This window comes from Pseudomonas sp. NPDC090208, from assembly GCF_044746785.1.
Classification (GTDB): Bacteria; Pseudomonadota; Gammaproteobacteria; order Pseudomonadales; family Pseudomonadaceae; genus Aquipseudomonas.
The window spans coordinates 22,340-38,989 of record NZ_JBIVCU010000022.1 but is presented as its reverse complement, the minus strand read 5'-3'; the positions used below and the strand labels follow the sequence as shown (position 1 = coordinate 38,989).

The window sequence follows — 16,650 nt, the reverse complement described above, 5'->3', positions numbered from 1 at the left end:
ATCCGGGCTCGGTTATCCGCTGGCCTGAAGGAGTTTTCATGCAAGACACATTGCCCAATCTGCACACAGATCTGATCGACATTCCGTCACTGGAGCGACTGGTGGCTGGTAACCCGTCGACGCACAAGCCGCGCATCCTGTTGCTGTACGGTTCGACCCGCGAGCGCTCGTTCAGCCGCCTGGTCACTCAGGAAGCTGCACGCCTGCTTGAAGCGTTCGGCGCCGAAACGCGGATCTTCGATCCATCGGGCCTGCCGCTGCCGGACGACGCGCCCGACAGCCATCCCAAGGTGCTTGAGCTGCGCGAGCTGATGCAATGGTCTGAAGGCCAGGTCTGGTGCTCTCCCGAACGCCATGGCGCCATGAGTGCGGTGTTCAAGGCGCAGATCGACTGGGTGCCGCTGGCCATGGGCGCAGTACGCCCCACTCAAGGCAAGACTCTGGCGGTGATGCAGGTTTGCGGTGGTTCCCAGTCATTCAACGTGGTCAATCAGCTGCGTGTGCTGGGGCGCTGGATGCGGATGTTCACCATCCCCAATCAATCGTCGGTCGCCAAAGCATTTGCCGAGTTCGATGAAGCGGGACGCATGAAACCTTCCTCCTATTACGACCGCCTGGTCGATGTGATGGAAGAGCTGATGAAGTTCACCTTGCTGCTGCGGGATCGCCAGGACTATCTGGTGGACCGATATTCCGAGCGCAAGGAATCGGCAGAGGAGCTGTCCCGGCGGGTCAATCAGCGCGCCATCTGATGGGTTGCGCCCATGGCCTTTCGGGCTGTGTGACACGCTCAGCTGCGTTTCGCCACCAACGCCAGAGCAATGCCGCCCAGCACCACCAGCGAAGCGATCAGCAGGCGCGCCGACAGCGGTTCATTCAGCAACAGCACGCCGGCCAACGATGCCAGCACCGGCACGCTGAGCTGCAGGGTGGCGGCGGTCTGCGCGGCCATTCTGCGCAGCACGGCATACCACACGGCGTAGCCCGCTCCTGATGCCAATATCCCAGACGCGGCCGCATACAACGCCCCTTTCGCGGTGGCCTGCAACGATGCCTGCGTCACGCCCAGCACCACAGCCAACACCACCAGCGGCAGGCTGCGCAGGAAGTTGCCAGCGGTATCCCCTACCGGGTTGACCGAGCGTTTGCCCAGCACCGAATACGCGCCCCAGGCCACCCCGGCCAGCAGCATGAGCAGCGCACTGTTCAAGGGCGGCGCGCTGCCGCCGGGGGCCAGCAGGACGATCAATCCGCTAAACGCCACCAACATGCCCGCCAGCACTCGCACGCGCAGCTTTTCACCGCTGCGGATGCCCAGTGCGAACATGGTGATCTGCACGGCGCCGAACAGCACCAGCGCCCCGACCCCGGCGTCCAGCTGGATATAGGCCAGCGAGAACAGCCAGGCGTAGGCGAACAGGTAAAAGCCGCCACGCCAGCTTCCGCCGACCGCCCTGCCGCTACCGGGCCTTGCCAGCACCAGCAGAAACAGCGCGCCACCCAGCAAGCGAATGGCGGTGAAGGATTGTGGATCGATGTCGCCGTGACGCAAGGCCAGACGGCAGAAGATGGAGTTCGTCGCAAAGGCGATCAGGCTGAACAGTGTTGCGCCGAGCCACAGCCATGGGCGGGTATCGGCGATACGGTTTTCCATTGCGAAGGTGATCCTTAAGTCAGGCGTCTATCGAGTCCGAAGGTGATCGGTCCTGTAGCAGAAACGTGGCTCAGGTAAAGCGCTGGGCTGGCAGCCATTGGCCAGCGTCCTGCGAGTCTAGCTTGAACGGGAGCCCATCCACATCCACTCTTATGCCCGACGTTCCAGGGACACCTTCATGACGGACCGCACACCACTCCACCGCGACGGTTACATCCTGCTGCGCCAGGCGCTCCCCGGCGAATGGCTGGCGAACCTGCGCGCCGCCTTCGACGCCGGCGTGTTGCCGTCGGAACAATGGCCGACGCCGCGCGGCCACGACTGGCGCCATTCGCTGCTGGATCGTGATGCGACGGTGCAGGCGGTGTGTCGGCTGCCGCAGGTTCTGGCGGCGATTGGCGCACTGATCGGCGAACGGTTTTTCCTGTCCCAGGTGGACGGACGCGAGCCGTTGCCCGGCGGCGGTCATCAGGTACTGCACCGCGATTTGTCGGCGCAACGGCCGGGTGACAGCGCCAACGCGCTGGTCTTTTTCGACGACTATGGCCCCGAGAACGGCGCAACGCGCCTGGTGCCCGGCAGCCATCGCCCAGAGCGGCACGCTCCGCCGATAGATTTCAGCGACGAATCGGCTGTCGTGCAGCTGGCAGGCCGTGCCGGGGACATCCTGGTGTTCGACGCCGACCTGATCCACGCCGCCAGCCTGAACAGCGTCGGCAGCCGCCGTCGCTCCATCCTGATCGGTTATGCATCGCACGCGCTCTATGCGTCACACCTGGCCACCGCGCAGTTGCGCAATGTGCAGATGGATACCCGCGAGCGGTTCAATCCGGATGATTTTGCCGACATCCCTTTGCATGGGCTCATTCAACCCTGATCGGCAGGCACGAAACGCAGCACACCGAGAATCCCGTTGGCGTTTTTGTCCGTGCGGTCCGACGGATGATTGACCCCGTCGTTCACCGGCACCTCGGCGAAATCGAAGGGGCTGACGCCGTCCAGGCACGCCGCATTGACGCCCAACTGATCCGGGTTGGAGCGCCGCCGATGGTGGATGTAAATCCCGCAGAGCGAACAGAAATAGTGCTTCGCCGTGTGCGTGTTGAATTCATACAGCGTGAGGGCGTCTTCGCCCGCCACAAGGTGAAAGTTGTCCTGAGTCGCGGTGACCGCCACTGCCCCGCGCATCCGGCAATAGGAGCAGTTGCAGCGGCGCGCCGAATTCAGTCCGCCGCTGAGTTTCACCCTGAAACGCACCGTGCCGCAGTGGCAGGCGCCTTCGAAATCCGTCTGTTCTCTGTTCATGCCTTTCCCCTTGAGCAGCCCTGCATACCTGACAGGTATGGTGCCGCACCCAAACGATATTAGACCCCGCACCAGACGCCGCTTAGGCTCTGGCTCGTCAGGCTTTGCCTGCGCAGAACAATTATAAAAATGCCCCATGACAGGAGTCGCCATGCGCACTCACATCTCGATTCCCGAACTGATCGACCGTTCGCGCCTCAGCCCGTTTCAGTGGCGAGTCTTCGCGCTGTGCTTTTTCATCGCCATTCTGGACGGCTTCGATACCCAGGCGATTGCCTTCACCGGTCCCTCGATCATCCAGGCCTTCGGGCTCGGCGCGGGTGCGTTGGCGCCGATCCTGACCGCCGGCATTGTCGGCATGGTACTCGGCGCAATGGCGTTGGGGTTGATGGGCGACAAATTCGGCCGCCGCCCGGTGATCATCGCCGCAGTCACCCTGTTCGGCGTCGCCTCGCTGGCCACCGCCTTCGCCCAGACCACCGAACAGATCCTGATCCTGCGCTTCATTGCAGGCCTGGGCATGGGCGGCGCAACGCCCGTGGTCCTGTCGCTGGCCGCTGAATACGGCAGTGCCCGGCATCGCGGCACGATCATGACCACAGTGCTGCTCGGCCTGCCTGCCGGCGCCATCCTCGGCGGGATGCTGGCGGCGCGCATGCTGCCCTCCATTGGCTGGCAAGGCATCTTTGCCATCGGCGGCATCGTGCCGCTGGCGCTGGTGGGCGTGCTGATCATTGCGTTGCCGGAATCGTTGTACTTTCTGACCCGCCATCGGCCCGTCGCCAGTCGCGGCAAGATCGAAACCGTGATTGCGGCGATCACCCGTCAGCAAGTCGCAGCCGACAGCGTCTTCAGCGTCCCGGAAGCGGATGCCAAGACCCGCGTCAGCTCGCTGTTCCGCAGTGGCCTTGCGCGCAACACGGTAGGCATCTGGACCATCTACCTGTTCAACTGGATTGCCTGGTTCATGTTCCTGTCGTGGCTGCCCACGGTGCTCAAAGCCACCGGGCTGCCCACCGAACAGGCGCCGATGGGCACGGTGGCGGTCAACGCGGTGTTCGTCGCCTGCGCGATCCCGCTGTCGCTGATCCTGCCGAAAATCAACACCCGCCTGTTGCTGCTGGCGCTGTTCCTGTTCGGCATCGTGCTGTGCCTGGGGCTGGCCGGCAGCGGCGACAACTGGACCCTGGTGTTCATCCTTGCCGGCTGCGCCGGCCTGGGCATCGGCGGCCAGCAGATCGTCCTCAACTACATGGTCGCCCAGGCCTACCCCACCGCCCTGCGCGCAACGGCCACCGGCTGGGCCATCGCCCTCGGCCGGGTAGGCGCGATCATCGGCTCGGCCAGCGGCGGCTGGTTTCTGGAACACGGAGGGCCTGCGGGTTACTACTCGGCGCTGGTCGTGCCGTTGGTGATTGCAGCGGCGGCGCTGATGATCATTCGGCCGCAGCAAGTCACGCTGACAGCGCCTGCTCACGCATGAATTTGGCCTCGGCCACACTGGCGTCGCGGGGCAAGACGATGCCGTTTTTCACGGCGAGGATTTCGGCCATGACACTGACGGCGATTTCCGCCGGGGTCTTGCTGCCGATGTAGATGCCGATCGGGCCGTGCAGGCGCTTGAGTGAAGTTTCGGTTTCGCCGAAATGCTCGATCAGACGCTCGCGGCGCAACTGGCTGTTGCGCCGTGAGCCGATGGCACCGATGTAGAAGGCCGGGCTCTGCAACGCCTCCAGCAGGGCCAGGTCGTCGAGTTTCGGGTCGTGGCTGAGAGCGACGATGCAGGTGCGCAGGTCGACCGAAAAATCGCGCACCACGTCATCCGGCATGCCGGTCAGGCATTCGACGCCGTTCACCGTCCACGTCTCGACGTACTCGGGACGCGGGTCGCACACCGCCACCTTGAAGCCGTTGAACAGCGCCATGGTCGCCAGGTACTCGGCGAGCACTCCGGCGCCAATCATCAGCAGGCGATAGCCCGGCCCCAGCGTATTGACCATCTGCCGGCCATCAAAACTGAACTGCTCCGGCGCCGGGCTGTGCTCCAGCGTCACCTGATTGCCGTCCAGCAACAGACGGCGACGCATCAGACGCCCGGCGTCGAGGTGAGTCAGCAACTCATCGAGGGATTGCCAGTCAGGGCTGAATTCCAGAATCAATTCCAGCGTGCCGCCACAGGGCAGGCCGAAGCGGTGGGCCTCGTCGGCGCTGACGCCGTAGCGCACCACCTCGGGCAGCCCGTCCGCCAGACCACTGCCGCCATGGGCGGTGGTGTAACGGTGGATCAGGTCGTCTTCGATGCAGCCGCCTGACACGCTGCCCACCACGCGGCCGTCGTTACGCAGGGCCATCATCGACCCCACCGGGCGTGGCGACGAGCCCCAGGTGCGGGCGACGGTCGCCAGCAACACACGGTCGCCGGCAGCAAGCCAGTCCCGGGCGGTACGCAACACCAGCAGGTCGATGCTTTCCATTGAGGGCTCCGGTTAACGCATCTGCAAGATGATCGGGCTGCTACTGGCCGGATCGGTGTGCTCGCGTAGCTTGCCGACCGCTTGTGCATCCACCGCCCCGCCCTGATTGCCCCAAGTGCCGCGCACGAAGGTCAGCACCTCGGCGATCTGCTGGTCCGACAGCTGCTCGCGGAATGCCGGCATGCGGTAGGCATCCGGCACCCCGGCCGCCACCACGCGCTGCGAACCGTTGAGGGTGATGTTGATTGCCGAGGCCGCCTCTTTTGCCAGTGCCGACGTGGCACCCGTCAACGGCGGCATCGAATCGGGCTGGCCCTTGCCGTCCAGACCATGGCAGGACGCGCAGCGGGTCACATAGGTATGCGCACCCGGCGAGTCCTGCCGATCCGCCGCCGACACGGTCTGATACTGCCAGGGCGCACCGTCACGCTGACTGTCGCCCGGCAGCGACTCCAGGTAACGGGCGATGGCCGCCAGGTCCTGGTCATTCATGAACTGCGTGGAGTTATTGAACGCCTCGGTCATCGAACCGAACACCACCGCATGTCGGTTGCGACCGGTCTTGAGGAACTGCACGATCTCGGCTTCGCTCCAGCGACCCAGGCCGGTGTTGTGATCGGCCCGCAGACTCGGTGCATACCAGCCATCGAGCAAGGCGCCGGCGAGGAACGGCGTGCCGGATTCGTCCAGTGCTTTCTCGTTGAACGCCAGCCCTCGCGGCGTGTGGCAACTGCCGCAATGGCCGGCGCCCTGAACCAGATAGGCGCCGCGGTTCCACAGTTCATCCTGCCCAGCCTTCGCCGCGTACGGCGCGGTGTCGGCGAACACGCCATTCCACAGCGCGATGGGCCAGCGCAGGTTCAATGGCCACGGAATCGAACTCGGGACATTGGCCTGTTTGACCGGCGCCACGCCCTTCATGAAGAAGGCGTACAACGCCCGCACGTCCTCGTCATTGAGCTTGCTGTAGGACGGATACGGCATCGCCGGGTACAGGCGTCGGCCACCGGGCGCCACGCCATGGCGCACGGCGCGGTCGAAGTCGGCCAGGCTGTAATTGCCGATACCGGTGTCCTTGTCCGGGGTGATGTTGGTGGCATGAATAGCCCCCAGCGGTGTGGCCATTTCCAGGCCACCGGCAAAGGGCGGGCCATTGGGCACGCTGTGGCAGGCAACACAGTCGCTGAGCCGGGCGACGTATTCGCCACGGCTGACCAGCGCCGGGTCGATGTTGGCGCCGGCGTTGGTCGTAGCGAGCGCATCGTTTTGCAAAGGCGAGGCAGGCTCGCGGGTGACATACCAGGCCAGCACGCCGGCCGCGATCAGGCACGGCACGGCCAACCAGCCAGCGGTTCTTGCGAATCGGCTGTTATTCATGGGCACTCCAGTGCAGATCAGGAAAAAGTGTGTCGGCTCAACGGCAGGCTACGCACCCGCTGCCCCGTCAATGTCGCCACGGCGTTGGCCACGGCAGGCGCCACAGCCGGCAACGGCGGTTCACCGATGCCGCCCATTTTTTCCCCGCTCTCCACCACCCGCACATGCACCCGTGCCATTCGCGACGGCGGCAGGATCGGGTACAGGTCGTAGTTACGCCCTCTCGGCACGCCGTTGACGTACACCACCTCCTCCACCAGCGTCTGCGACAGCCCCAGCGCTACCGCGCCGTTGACCTGTGCCTCGACAATCGCCGGGTTGACGATGCTGCCCGGATCGATGGCCTGCCAGATGTCGTGAACGACCACCTCACCGTTTTTGATCGACACTTCGGCGATCACCGCCGTCTGCGTGCCGAACGGCGACGCCATGGCGACACCGCGTGCACGCTTGCTGCCGTCCTCGGCGGTAAACGGCCCGCGCTTCCAGCCACCGGACAATTCGCCCACGGCGTTGAGCAAGGTCGTCAGACGCTTATTGTCCCGCAGCAGATGCAGGCGCAACTCGAACGGGTCCTTGCCGCCCTTGTCCGCCAGTTCGTCGAGGAACGACTCATAGAAAAAGTCGTTGAGCGAATTGCCGACCGAGCGCCAGTAACCCAGCATGACCGAGCCCTTCACGTAGATCTGCGCGATGCGCTTATTGGGAATGGCGTAGGACTTGCCTGCCAACCCTTCCAGCGCGGTCGGGTCGATTTTCTCACCCTGCTTGCCCGCCAGCGCCTCGGTCGGCCCTTCGGTGGCACTGACCGCTTCGATTGCCAGCGGCCAGCCGTCATTGTCCAGCGCGCCGCGAAAATTGACGGCCGCAATGGGGCGCATGGCGTCACGCAGAAACTCTTCCTCGCGGCTCCAGATCAACTTGACCGGTCGCCCGACCGCCTTGGCCAGAGCGATCGCCTGCGGGTACGGGTTGGCCGATTCGTACAGGAAATGCCGCCCGAAAAATCCGCCCAGCAGTGGCGAGTGCAGCGTGATTTGCGCAGGGTTCAGGCCGGTGCGCTTGGCGATGTCGGCGCGGAACATGTCCGGCGCCTGATTGGGCAGCCACACCTCCAGCGAACCATCGGGATTGAACCGCGCCAATGCCGAGGACGGCTCAAGCTGGGCGTGGTTCAGGTACTGGTTGTTATACGTGGCTTCGACTTTTGATTTGGCGTTGACGAACGCACTCGCCACGTCGCCTTCGTGCTCGTCATCGCGGGCCGGGCCTTTCTCGGCGGCCAGACGCTGCACATACGCGTCGCTGGAGAAATTCGCAGGCATCACCCGCATGCCCGAATCTGCACTCGCTTCCTGCCAGTCGACCTGAATGGCTTCCACTGCCCGCTTGGCATGCCACCACCGCTCGGCGACCACCGCCACCGCACCCGGCAAGCGGTGTACCGAATGCACGCCTTTCATGGCCTTGACCTGTTCTTCGTTACGCAGACTGCCCACCGTCATGCCCAGACGCGGGGCGTGCTGAACCGCCGCATGCAGCATGCCGTCGACTTTCATGTCGATGCTGTACATCGCTTTGCCCGTGGACTTGTCGTAGGCGTCGAGACGTTTGACCGGCTTGCCGATCCAGCGGAATTGGCTCGGATCGCGCAGTTGCACACTGGCAGCGTCCGGCACCGGCAGATCCATGGCGCGCTCGGCCAGTTCGCCATAGGTGATCGAACGACCGGATGCGGCGTGCACCACCTTGCCAGGCTCGGTGGACAACTCGCTCACCGGCACGCCGAATTTCTCTGCCCCGGCCTGCAAGAACATGGCACGGGCCAGAGCGCCCATGCGGCGCATGGTCGGATAACTCATGCGCACCGACATGCTGCCACCGGTGATGCGCATGCCATTTTCCATCACGTAATAGGCGTCACCGGGCGGTGCGGCGTCGACGAAGAACTGGGCCGGATCGACGTCCAGCTCTTCACCGACGATCTGCGCCATGGCGGTGAACGTGCCCTGCCCACCTTCGATGAACGGGCAGCGCAGGTGCACGGTATTGTCCGGGCGAATTTCCAGAAAGGCCGGAACCTGGGTGCCCCGCTCGGCCGTTGCGCCGGCGACAGCGGCCTGCACACGGGTTGCGCCCAACGGCAGCCCGAAACCCAGCACCAGCGCGCCCAAGGCAGTGCCGGTCAGAAAGCGGCGACGGGAGAAGTTGACCGGCTCGGTCAGCCGCTGGCCCAGTGCCTGTTCGATGGCATCAAGACGAGCATTCATCAGGCTTCCCCTTTTGCCAGATCATGCACCGCGGCATGGATCGCGTTGTAGGTGCCGCAACGGCAGAGGTTGACCATGGCGGCCTCGATCTGCGCGTCGCTGGGTTTAGGGGTGTGCTTGAGCAAGGCAGTAGCGGCCATGACCTGCCCGGACTGGCAGTAACCGCACTGGGCCACCTGATGTTCGACCCAGGCCGCCACCACACGCTTGCCCACGTCATCCGCTTCAATGGCTTCGATGGTTGTCACCTCACGCCCGACGACCCCGGCCACCGGGGTCACGCAGGCGCGCACAACGTTACCGTCCACCAGCACGGAACACGCGCCGCATTGCGCCAGGCCGCAGCCGTACTTGGTACCGGTCATGCCCAGGTCATCGCGGATCACCCACAGCAAAGGCGTGTCGGCGTCGGCATCGACCTGATAGGTCTTCTGGTTGATTCGTAATTCCATGGCTCACCCGCTGATCATCGGTTCAATTGCGTTGTTATAGGCAGTGACGCGCATCGGGGCGTGTCATCTGTTCAGGCCTGAGCGGTTCTGGTTGCGCTTTGCCGTGGAGCGTCATCACGTCCGGAGCCAGTGCTTCGATGGGCAGCCATGCGATGTAGTTCAGCGGGAGCGACGGGATCGGGGTTTGCAATCCCCTGGCAGGCTGATGCGGATCGATGCTTGACGCCAAAGGCGATGCCTCACGGGAACTGGCGTGGATCGTTTAACAGACTCCTTTGCCCAAACTCTAGTCCGCTGACGGGGGCATGCCTATCCAGCCACCTGCAAGCTCAGAGGATTAGGCAAGGATTCAAGAGGATTGCGCTACGACCGGGGGTGTCGATGAGTAATTCGGCCCGTTTCAAGACATAGACGCGCTGGTGCGAGGTGTCTGGCTCAGGGTGCGCGAGGCGTCGGCCACTGTTCATGCCACGCCCGCGCTCAAGGCTGATCACCGCCGTTCACTCCCCACCCCGCCGCACAATCCCGTGCAGTTTCAGCTTGCGATACAACGTATTGCGGCTGATCCCCAGTCGCGCCGCCACTCGGCCGATGTGCCAGTGTTCATCGTCGATCAGCGTCATCAGGGTCTGCCGTTCGGAGGTCCCCAGCGGGTCGTCGTCCAGCGGTTTGATGGAGGCAGCACCCGGTAGCAGTTCGAGGGCGTCGTCGAGGCTAATGCACCCTTCCCAGGCCAGCGCCACCAGCGTGCGCAGGCAGGTGCGCAGCTGACGGACGTTGCCGGGCCAGGGTTGCGCCAGCAGGTGCTCCTTGACGCCGGGGTCCAGTTGGAGCGCGGCGTCTGCGGCCTCTTCGCGCAGCAGCAGGTCGAACAGGCCGGCTTTGTCCGAGCGTTCGCGCAGGGGTGGCAGTTGTACGGTGAAGCCGCCGAGGCGGTAGAACAGGTCTTCGCGGAAGCGGCCTTCGTTGACGGCGGTTTGCAGGTCCTGGTGGCTGGCGCTGATCACGCGCACGTCCAGCGGCCGTGGGGTCGCGCTGCCCAGTGGCACCACCTGGCGCTCTTCCAGCACGCGCAGCAGACGGGTTTGCAGGGCCAGCGGCATGTCACCGATTTCGTCGAGGAACAGGATACCGCCATGGGCCTGTTCCAGCTTGCCGACCATGCCTTCCTTGCGGGCGCCGGTGAAACTGCCGCCGCGATAACCGAACAGCTCGCTTTCAATCAGGGTTTCCGGAATGGCCGCGCAGTTGATCGCCACGAACGGCTGGCTGGCCCGCGAACTGGCACGGTGCAGCGCAGCGGCGAAGGCCTCTTTGCCGGTGCCGGTTTCACCGTGCAAAAATACCGGCACATCTCGCTCCAGCACCCGCAGGGCACGGCTCAGGCCGCGTTGCAGGCGCGGGTCTTCGAGGCAGACGCGGGTATCGACGATGCCGGGCAATTCGCTCGGCGTGGCACGCACCGGCACGCGGATTGGCGTGCGCAACTGGCCGTAAAACAGGCGTCCGTCGGCCAGGCGCAGCGGCCAACAGATGCCCGGTTGCGGACTGGCGTGCTCAAGCACGTGCTCCACTGGCGTTTCCAGCAAGGCCGCCAGCGGCTGGCCGACCAGTTGCTCGCGGCTCAGGCCCAGCAGATCCAGTGCCGCCTGATTGACCGAACAGATGCGCGCGCTGTCGTCGAAACTGAGTAGCCCCTCGCCCAGCAACCCGACGAAGCGCGCCTCGGGATGAAAGCGCAGCAGGTAGCGCTGCGGTTCGTGGCCGAGGAAGAAACAGCTTTCGATCAGCTTCGCCGACAGGTTGGTCAGCGCCATCGCCTGGAAGCGCTGGTGCAGGCTGTGTTCTTCTCGCGCCGAGGACAGATTGAGCACCGCCAGCAGCTCGCCTCGCGGATCGAAGATCGGGCTGGCGGAACAACTCAAGCCCGCGTGCCGACCACGAAAGTGCTCGTCGCGGCGGATGGTCACATGCTGGCGTTCGACCAGGCAGGTGCCAACGCCGTTGGTGCCTTCGTGATCCTCGCTCCACATCGCCCCGAGCCACAGCCCGGCGCGCTGGAACTCGACCCGTTCGGCCTCGTTGAACACGCTGTCGATCACCACGCCCTGGGCATCCGTCAGCAGCACCACGTGGCCATCGCCACCAAGCTGTTGATGCAGGCTGCTCATCTGCCAGCGCGCCACCTTGATGATGTGCTCCAGCGGCGCGCGGTGATCCTGCAGAAACTGGCGTTCAAGCACGTTGGGCGCGCGGTGGCTGGCCGGATCGAGCCGGTGTTGATCCAGGCAGCGGCGCCAGGACCGGGTGATGGCGGGATCGGCAGTCGGGCCGTGGCGCTCGGGCGAGCCATGCACGGCTTGCAGCACCTGCTGGGCATGGGCGCTGATCAAGGCAGAGGTCATCGTTTTTATTCTCCGCTGCGTTGCAAGACACAGTTCAGTTGCGCAGCTTAGATCAAAAGACGCCGCCCCATGTTCATTTGCCCGCGTGACACTTTGTTCAACGGCGATTCTCGAAATCGTGACAGTGCGCAGGACCCTGCCCCACCCGCCCCTCTCCTTTTTATCCCGCAACGGCTCTGCCACAAGGCTTTGCGCGAGGTGGCCCGGTGCTTGCTGAAGCCCTGTTGCCACAACAACAAAAAACAGGGAGAAGCCCCATGAACGTTGCGATTGAAACGCCGCTGCAGACCCCCACTGCCCAGCTCAACGCCTGGCTTGAGCACCTCGACGATCACCTCACCCGCCGCGATCTGGACGGCACCCTCGAACTGTTCGCCGAGGAATGCTACTGGCGCGATCTGCTGTTGTTCAGCTGGAACCTGGTGACGCTGGAAGGCAAGCCGGCCATCCGCGACATGCTGCAAGAACGTCTGGAACAGACCCGCCCCGAGCAATGGAAGGTCGAAGGCGAGGCGACGCTGAACGATGGCGTGGTGGAAGGCTGGATCAGCCTGGAAACCGGCCCGGCACGCGGCAAAGGCTACGTGCGCCTGAAGGACGGCCTGTGCTGGACGCTGCTGACCACCATGCGCGAACTCAAAGGCTTTGAAGAGCCCAGCGGCCGTCGTCGCCCATTGGGCGCCAGTCACGGCCATGGGCACCCCGACAAACGCAACTGGCTGGAACGCCGCCGCGACGAAGAGGCCTCGCTGGGCATCACCACGCAGCCTTACTGCCTGATCGTCGGCGGCGGCCAAGGTGGCCTGGGTCTGGCGGCGCGGCTCAAGCGTCTGGGCGTGCCGACCCTGATCATCGACAAGGCCGAACGCCCCGGCGACCAGTGGCGTGGGCGTTACAAGTCGCTGTGCCTGCACGACCCGGTCTGGTACGACCACATGCCCTACCTGCCCTTCCCCGATCACTGGCCGGTGTTCACGCCCAAGGACCAGATCGGCGACTGGCTGGAGATGTACAGCAAGGTCATGGAGCTCAACTACTGGGCGCGCACCGAGTGCATCGGCGCCAGCTTCGACGAAAAGGCCGGCACCTGGACCGTGGAAGTCGAGCGCAACGGCGAACGTCTGGTGTTGCAGCCCAAGCAATTGATCCTCGCCACCGGCATGTCCGGCGTCGCCAATGTGCCCGGCTATCCGGGGGCCGAAGCCTTCAAGGGCCAGCAGCATCACTCCAGCCGCCACCCCGGTGGCGATGCCTGGCGCGGCAAGCGTGCGGTGGTGATCGGCGCCAACAACTCGGCTCACGACATCTGCGCCGATCTGGTGGAAAACGGCGCCGATGTGACCATGGTGCAGCGCTCTTCCACCCACATCGTGCGCTCGGACAGCTTGATGGACCTGGTATTCGGCGGGCTGTACTCGGAAGAAGCCGTCGAAGGCGGCCTGACCACCGACAAGGCTGACATGCTGTTCGCGTCGATCCCGTACAAAGTCATGCCGAGCTTCCACAAACCGGTGTTCGAGGCGATCAAGGAACGCGACAAGGACTTCTACGACGGCTTGAGCAAGGCCGGTTTCATGCTCGACTTCGGCGACGACGAATCGGGGCTGTTCATGAAATATGTGCGCCGTGGCTCCGGCTATTACATCGACGTCGGTGCCTCGGAACTGATCGCCAACGGCACCATCAAGCTCAAGAGCGCCCCCGGTCTGGGCGTCGAACGCATCGAAGCCGATGCCGTGGTGCTCAACGACGGCACACGCTTACCGGCCGACCTGATTGTCTACGCCACCGGCTACGGCTCGATGAACGGCTGGGCGGCCAAGCTGATCTCCCAGGAAGTCGCCGACAAGGTCGGTCGCTGCTGGGGGCTCGGCTCCGGCACCACCAAGGACCCAGGCCCGTACGAAGGCGAACTGCGCAACATGTGGAAGCCGACACAGCAGGACAACCTGTGGTTCCACGGCGGCAACCTGCACCAGTCGCGGCACTACTCGCTGTACCTGGCGCTGCAGTTGAAGGCGCGCTTCGAAGGCCTGCCGACGCCGGTGTATGCGCTGGCCGAGCGTCACCATATCGGCTGATGGGAACGACCGCCCGGTGCTTGCCGGGCGGTCTGCTGGACGCGTTCAGATGCTGGACCCCATGCCATCACCGCGCTAGTGTTGGACACACCTCACCGACGCAACCCCATGGCGCGACAACATGTCTTCTGCTCCCGACCCACTGATCTATCGCCCGCCGCAGATGAGCGATCTGGCTCGCCTGTTCGACATTTACAGCGATCCCCAGACCCAACGCTTCAACCCCGCCGGGCCGTTGACCGAGGTCGCTCAGGCCGAGGCGTTGCTGTGCGGCTGGATCGAGCACTGGCGACAGCATGGCTATGGCTGGTGGGCCGTGGCCGAGCGGGACAGGCCTGACCACCTGATCGGCTTTGGCGGTGTGGGTCATTACGATTATCTGGGTGAATCGCGGGTCAATCTCGGCTATCGCTTTGCCACCGAAGCCTGGGGCAAGGGCCATGGCACCGCGCTGGGCAAGGCCGCGTTGAGCTGCGCGTTCAATACGCCGGGCATCGAGCGGGTCTGGGCGCTGGTGCGTCCGGACCATGTGGCGTCGATTCGCGTGCTGGAAAAGATCGGTATGCAGCGCTGCGGGCTGCTCGACGACGTGCCGGGCAAGCCGGCGAGTCTGGTGTTCGAGATCAGTGAAAGCCGGTTTCACGGTGACGAAGTCAGCACCGACAACCCCAACCACTAAGGCGTTCCTTCCGGGCAAAACAGTTTTGCCTCGCTTGCCAGCCCTGTCCCCTGAACGCTACTAATGGCCCTGCCTGATCCGGCAGTACCGGCCATCCACAGGTGCGACAAAAAGTACCCATAGAAAACACCCAGCGTCTTTACTGGACCTGACACAATTCGCGAGGGCGGGCCGCATCAGCCTGGCTGATGGGGATCGTTCTTTTTCATTCAATTCCTGATCAAGGTAACAAGCGAATGGCCAAGGCCGCAGATGTCGTCGTGCAATGTCTGGAAAACGAAGGCGTTAAATACGTTTTCGGCATTCCCGGCGAAGAAAACCTGGACCTCCTCGAATCCCTGCGCAAATCCCAGATCAAGCTGGTGCTGACCCGCCACGAGCAGTCGGCCGGCTTCATGGCCGCCACCTATGGCCGTCTGACCGGCAAGACCGGCGTCAGCCTCTCGACCCTCGGCCCGGGTGCTACCAACCTGGTGACCGCCGGCGCCTACGCCTACCTGGGCGGCATGCCGATGCTGATGATTACCGGCCAGAAGCCGATCAAGAAATCCAAGCAGGGCCGTTTCCAGATCATCGACGTGTGCGGAATGATGGACCCCATCACCAAGTACACCCACCAGTTCGCCTCGGCGGACAACATCCCGGCGCGCATGCGTGAAGCCTTCCGCCTCGCCGAAGAAGAAAAGCCGGGCGCCGTGCACCTGGAGCTGCCGGAAGACATCGCTGCCGAGCAGACCGACAGCATGCCGATTCCGCCGAGCCTGCACCGTCGTCCGCTGGCCGAGCACAAGTCGGTCGAAGCCGCCGTCGAGAAACTGCAGAAAGCCCGCAGCCCGATTCTGGTGATCGGCGCCGGTGCCAACCGCAAGATGACCGCCAAGGTCCTGCAGCAACTGATCGACAAGACCGGCATTCCGTTCATCACCACCCAGCTGGGTAAAGGTGTGGTCGACGAGCGCCACCCGCGCTTCCTCGGCAACGCGGCACTGTCGTCCGGTGACTTCGTGCACCGCGCCGTCGAAGCTGCCGACCTGATCATCAACATCGGCCACGACGTGATCGAGAAGCCGCCGTTCTTCATGGTCCGTGGCGGCACTGAAGTCGTACACATCAACTTCCGTTCCGCCGAAGTCGATGCCGTGTACTTCCCGCAGATCGAAGTGATCGGCGACATCGCCAACGCCGTGTGGCAGATCGGCGAAGCGCTGACCGAAACCAGCCACTGGGACTTCACCCGCCTGCTGGAAATTCGCGAAGCCAACGAAGAGCAGATCGCCGAAGGCGCCGACGACAACCGCTTCCCGATCTACCCGCAGCGTCTGGTCGCCGACATCCGCCGCGTGCTGCCGTCCGAAGGCATCGTTGCCCTGGACAACGGCATCTACAAGATCTGGTTCGCCCGTAACTACAAGGCGCACAAGCCGAACACCGTGCTGCTGGACAACGCCCTGGCGACCATGGGTGCCGGCCTGCCATCGGCGATGGCGGCGCATCTGGTACACCCGGATCGTCCGGTGATTTCGGTATGCGGAGACGGCGGTTTCATGATGAACAGCCAGGAACTGGAAACCGCCGTGCGTCTGGGCATGCACATCACCGTGGTGATCCTGCGTGACGACGGCTACGGCATGATCCGCTGGAAGCAGGCGAACATGGGCTTCACCGATTTCGGCCTGGATTACGGCAACCCGGACTTCGTCAAATACGCCGAAGCCTACGGCGCCAACGGCCACCGCGTGGAAAGCGCCGAAGGTCTGCTGCCGCTGCTGGAGCACTGCATCAAGACGCCGGGCGTGCACGTGATCGACTGCCCGGTCGACTACTCCGAGAACGACCGCATCCTGAACATCCAGTTGCGCGAGCGCGCCGCTTCGATCTGATCCGGTTTGAGATGAACCACGGCGGGCTGCCCATGGCCCGCCGTGCTTGCCTTGCCGCCTGCACAGGCGGCGT

At 64.1% G+C, this 16,650-nt stretch carries 13 protein-coding genes; 6 read left to right on the top strand and 7 right to left on the bottom strand.

The features are described from left to right. Positions 1–38: 38 nt before the first annotated feature. On the top strand, positions 39–752 hold the full coding sequence (arsH, locus tag ACIPL0_RS27240) for an arsenical resistance protein ArsH (protein WP_400601142.1): 714 nt from the start codon (positions 39–41) through the stop codon (positions 750–752). Positions 753–790: 38 nt separating this feature from the next. Here the strand turns inward: arsH and ACIPL0_RS27235 are convergent, their stop codons facing one another. After that, complete coding sequence (locus ACIPL0_RS27235; RefSeq protein WP_400601140.1) at positions 791–1,654, bottom strand: DMT family transporter; 864 nt, start codon at positions 1,652–1,654, stop codon at positions 791–793. A gap of 178 nt (positions 1,655–1,832) precedes the next feature. Here ACIPL0_RS27235 and ACIPL0_RS27230 point away from each other — a divergent pair, with 178 nt between their 5' ends. Further along, positions 1,833–2,531 (top strand): phytanoyl-CoA dioxygenase family protein, encoded by a 699-nt coding sequence (locus tag ACIPL0_RS27230; protein ID WP_400601138.1) that lies wholly within the window; start codon positions 1,833–1,835, stop codon positions 2,529–2,531. Here the strand turns inward: ACIPL0_RS27230 and ACIPL0_RS27225 are convergent. Beyond that, positions 2,522–2,959, bottom strand: a complete 438-nt coding sequence (locus ACIPL0_RS27225; RefSeq protein ID WP_400601137.1) for a GFA family protein — start codon at positions 2,957–2,959, stop codon at positions 2,522–2,524. The two genes, ACIPL0_RS27230 and ACIPL0_RS27225, sit on opposite strands and share 10 nt — an antisense overlap. Before the next feature lie 151 nt (positions 2,960–3,110). Between ACIPL0_RS27225 and ACIPL0_RS27220 the strand changes: the two genes are divergently transcribed. Continuing rightward, positions 3,111–4,442, top strand: coding sequence for an MFS transporter (locus tag ACIPL0_RS27220; RefSeq protein WP_400601135.1), 1,332 nt, complete (start codon positions 3,111–3,113; stop codon positions 4,440–4,442). Here ACIPL0_RS27220 and ACIPL0_RS27215 read toward each other — a convergent pair. The 5 genes from ACIPL0_RS27215 to ACIPL0_RS27195 form a co-directional block, all read right to left on the bottom strand. After that, entirely contained in the window at positions 4,414–5,433 is a 1,020-nt protein-coding gene (locus ACIPL0_RS27215; protein WP_400601133.1) for an XdhC family protein, read from the bottom strand. The two genes, ACIPL0_RS27220 and ACIPL0_RS27215, sit on opposite strands and share 29 nt — an antisense overlap. Positions 5,434–5,445: 12 nt before the next feature. Further along, complete coding sequence (locus ACIPL0_RS27210; RefSeq protein ID WP_400601131.1) at positions 5,446–6,810, bottom strand: c-type cytochrome; 1,365 nt, start codon at positions 6,808–6,810, stop codon at positions 5,446–5,448. Positions 6,811–6,827: 17 nt separating this feature from the next. Then, positions 6,828–9,080, bottom strand: coding sequence for a molybdopterin cofactor-binding domain-containing protein (locus ACIPL0_RS27205; RefSeq protein WP_400601129.1), 2,253 nt, complete (start codon positions 9,078–9,080; stop codon positions 6,828–6,830). Continuing rightward, positions 9,080–9,532 carry a (2Fe-2S)-binding protein gene (locus ACIPL0_RS27200; protein ID WP_400601127.1) on the bottom strand — a complete coding sequence of 151 codons (453 nt, stop codon included), beginning with the start codon at positions 9,530–9,532 and terminating at the stop codon, positions 9,080–9,082. The genes ACIPL0_RS27205 and ACIPL0_RS27200 overlap by 1 nt, the downstream gene beginning before the upstream one ends. 500 nt (positions 9,533–10,032) lie before the next feature. Beyond that, positions 10,033–11,937 (bottom strand): sigma-54-dependent Fis family transcriptional regulator, encoded by a 1,905-nt coding sequence (locus ACIPL0_RS27195; RefSeq protein WP_400601125.1) that lies wholly within the window; start codon positions 11,935–11,937, stop codon positions 10,033–10,035. A gap of 257 nt (positions 11,938–12,194) precedes the next feature. On the opposite strand from ACIPL0_RS27195, the gene ACIPL0_RS27190 reads away from it, so the two are divergent. The 3 genes from ACIPL0_RS27190 to ACIPL0_RS27180 all read left to right on the top strand — a co-directional run bounded on the left by ACIPL0_RS27190 (position 12,195) and on the right by ACIPL0_RS27180 (position 16,577). Continuing rightward, entirely contained in the window at positions 12,195–14,018 is a 1,824-nt protein-coding gene (locus ACIPL0_RS27190; protein ID WP_400601123.1) for an NAD(P)/FAD-dependent oxidoreductase, read from the top strand. A gap of 121 nt (positions 14,019–14,139) precedes the next feature. Continuing rightward, positions 14,140–14,697 carry a GNAT family N-acetyltransferase gene (locus ACIPL0_RS27185; RefSeq protein ID WP_400601121.1) on the top strand — a complete coding sequence of 186 codons (558 nt, stop codon included), beginning with the start codon at positions 14,140–14,142 and terminating at the stop codon, positions 14,695–14,697. A 236-nt stretch (positions 14,698–14,933) separates the two neighbouring features. Continuing rightward, on the top strand, positions 14,934–16,577 hold the full coding sequence (locus ACIPL0_RS27180; protein WP_400601119.1) for an acetolactate synthase large subunit: 1,644 nt from the start codon (positions 14,934–14,936) through the stop codon (positions 16,575–16,577). Positions 16,578–16,650: the final 73 nt, after the last annotated feature.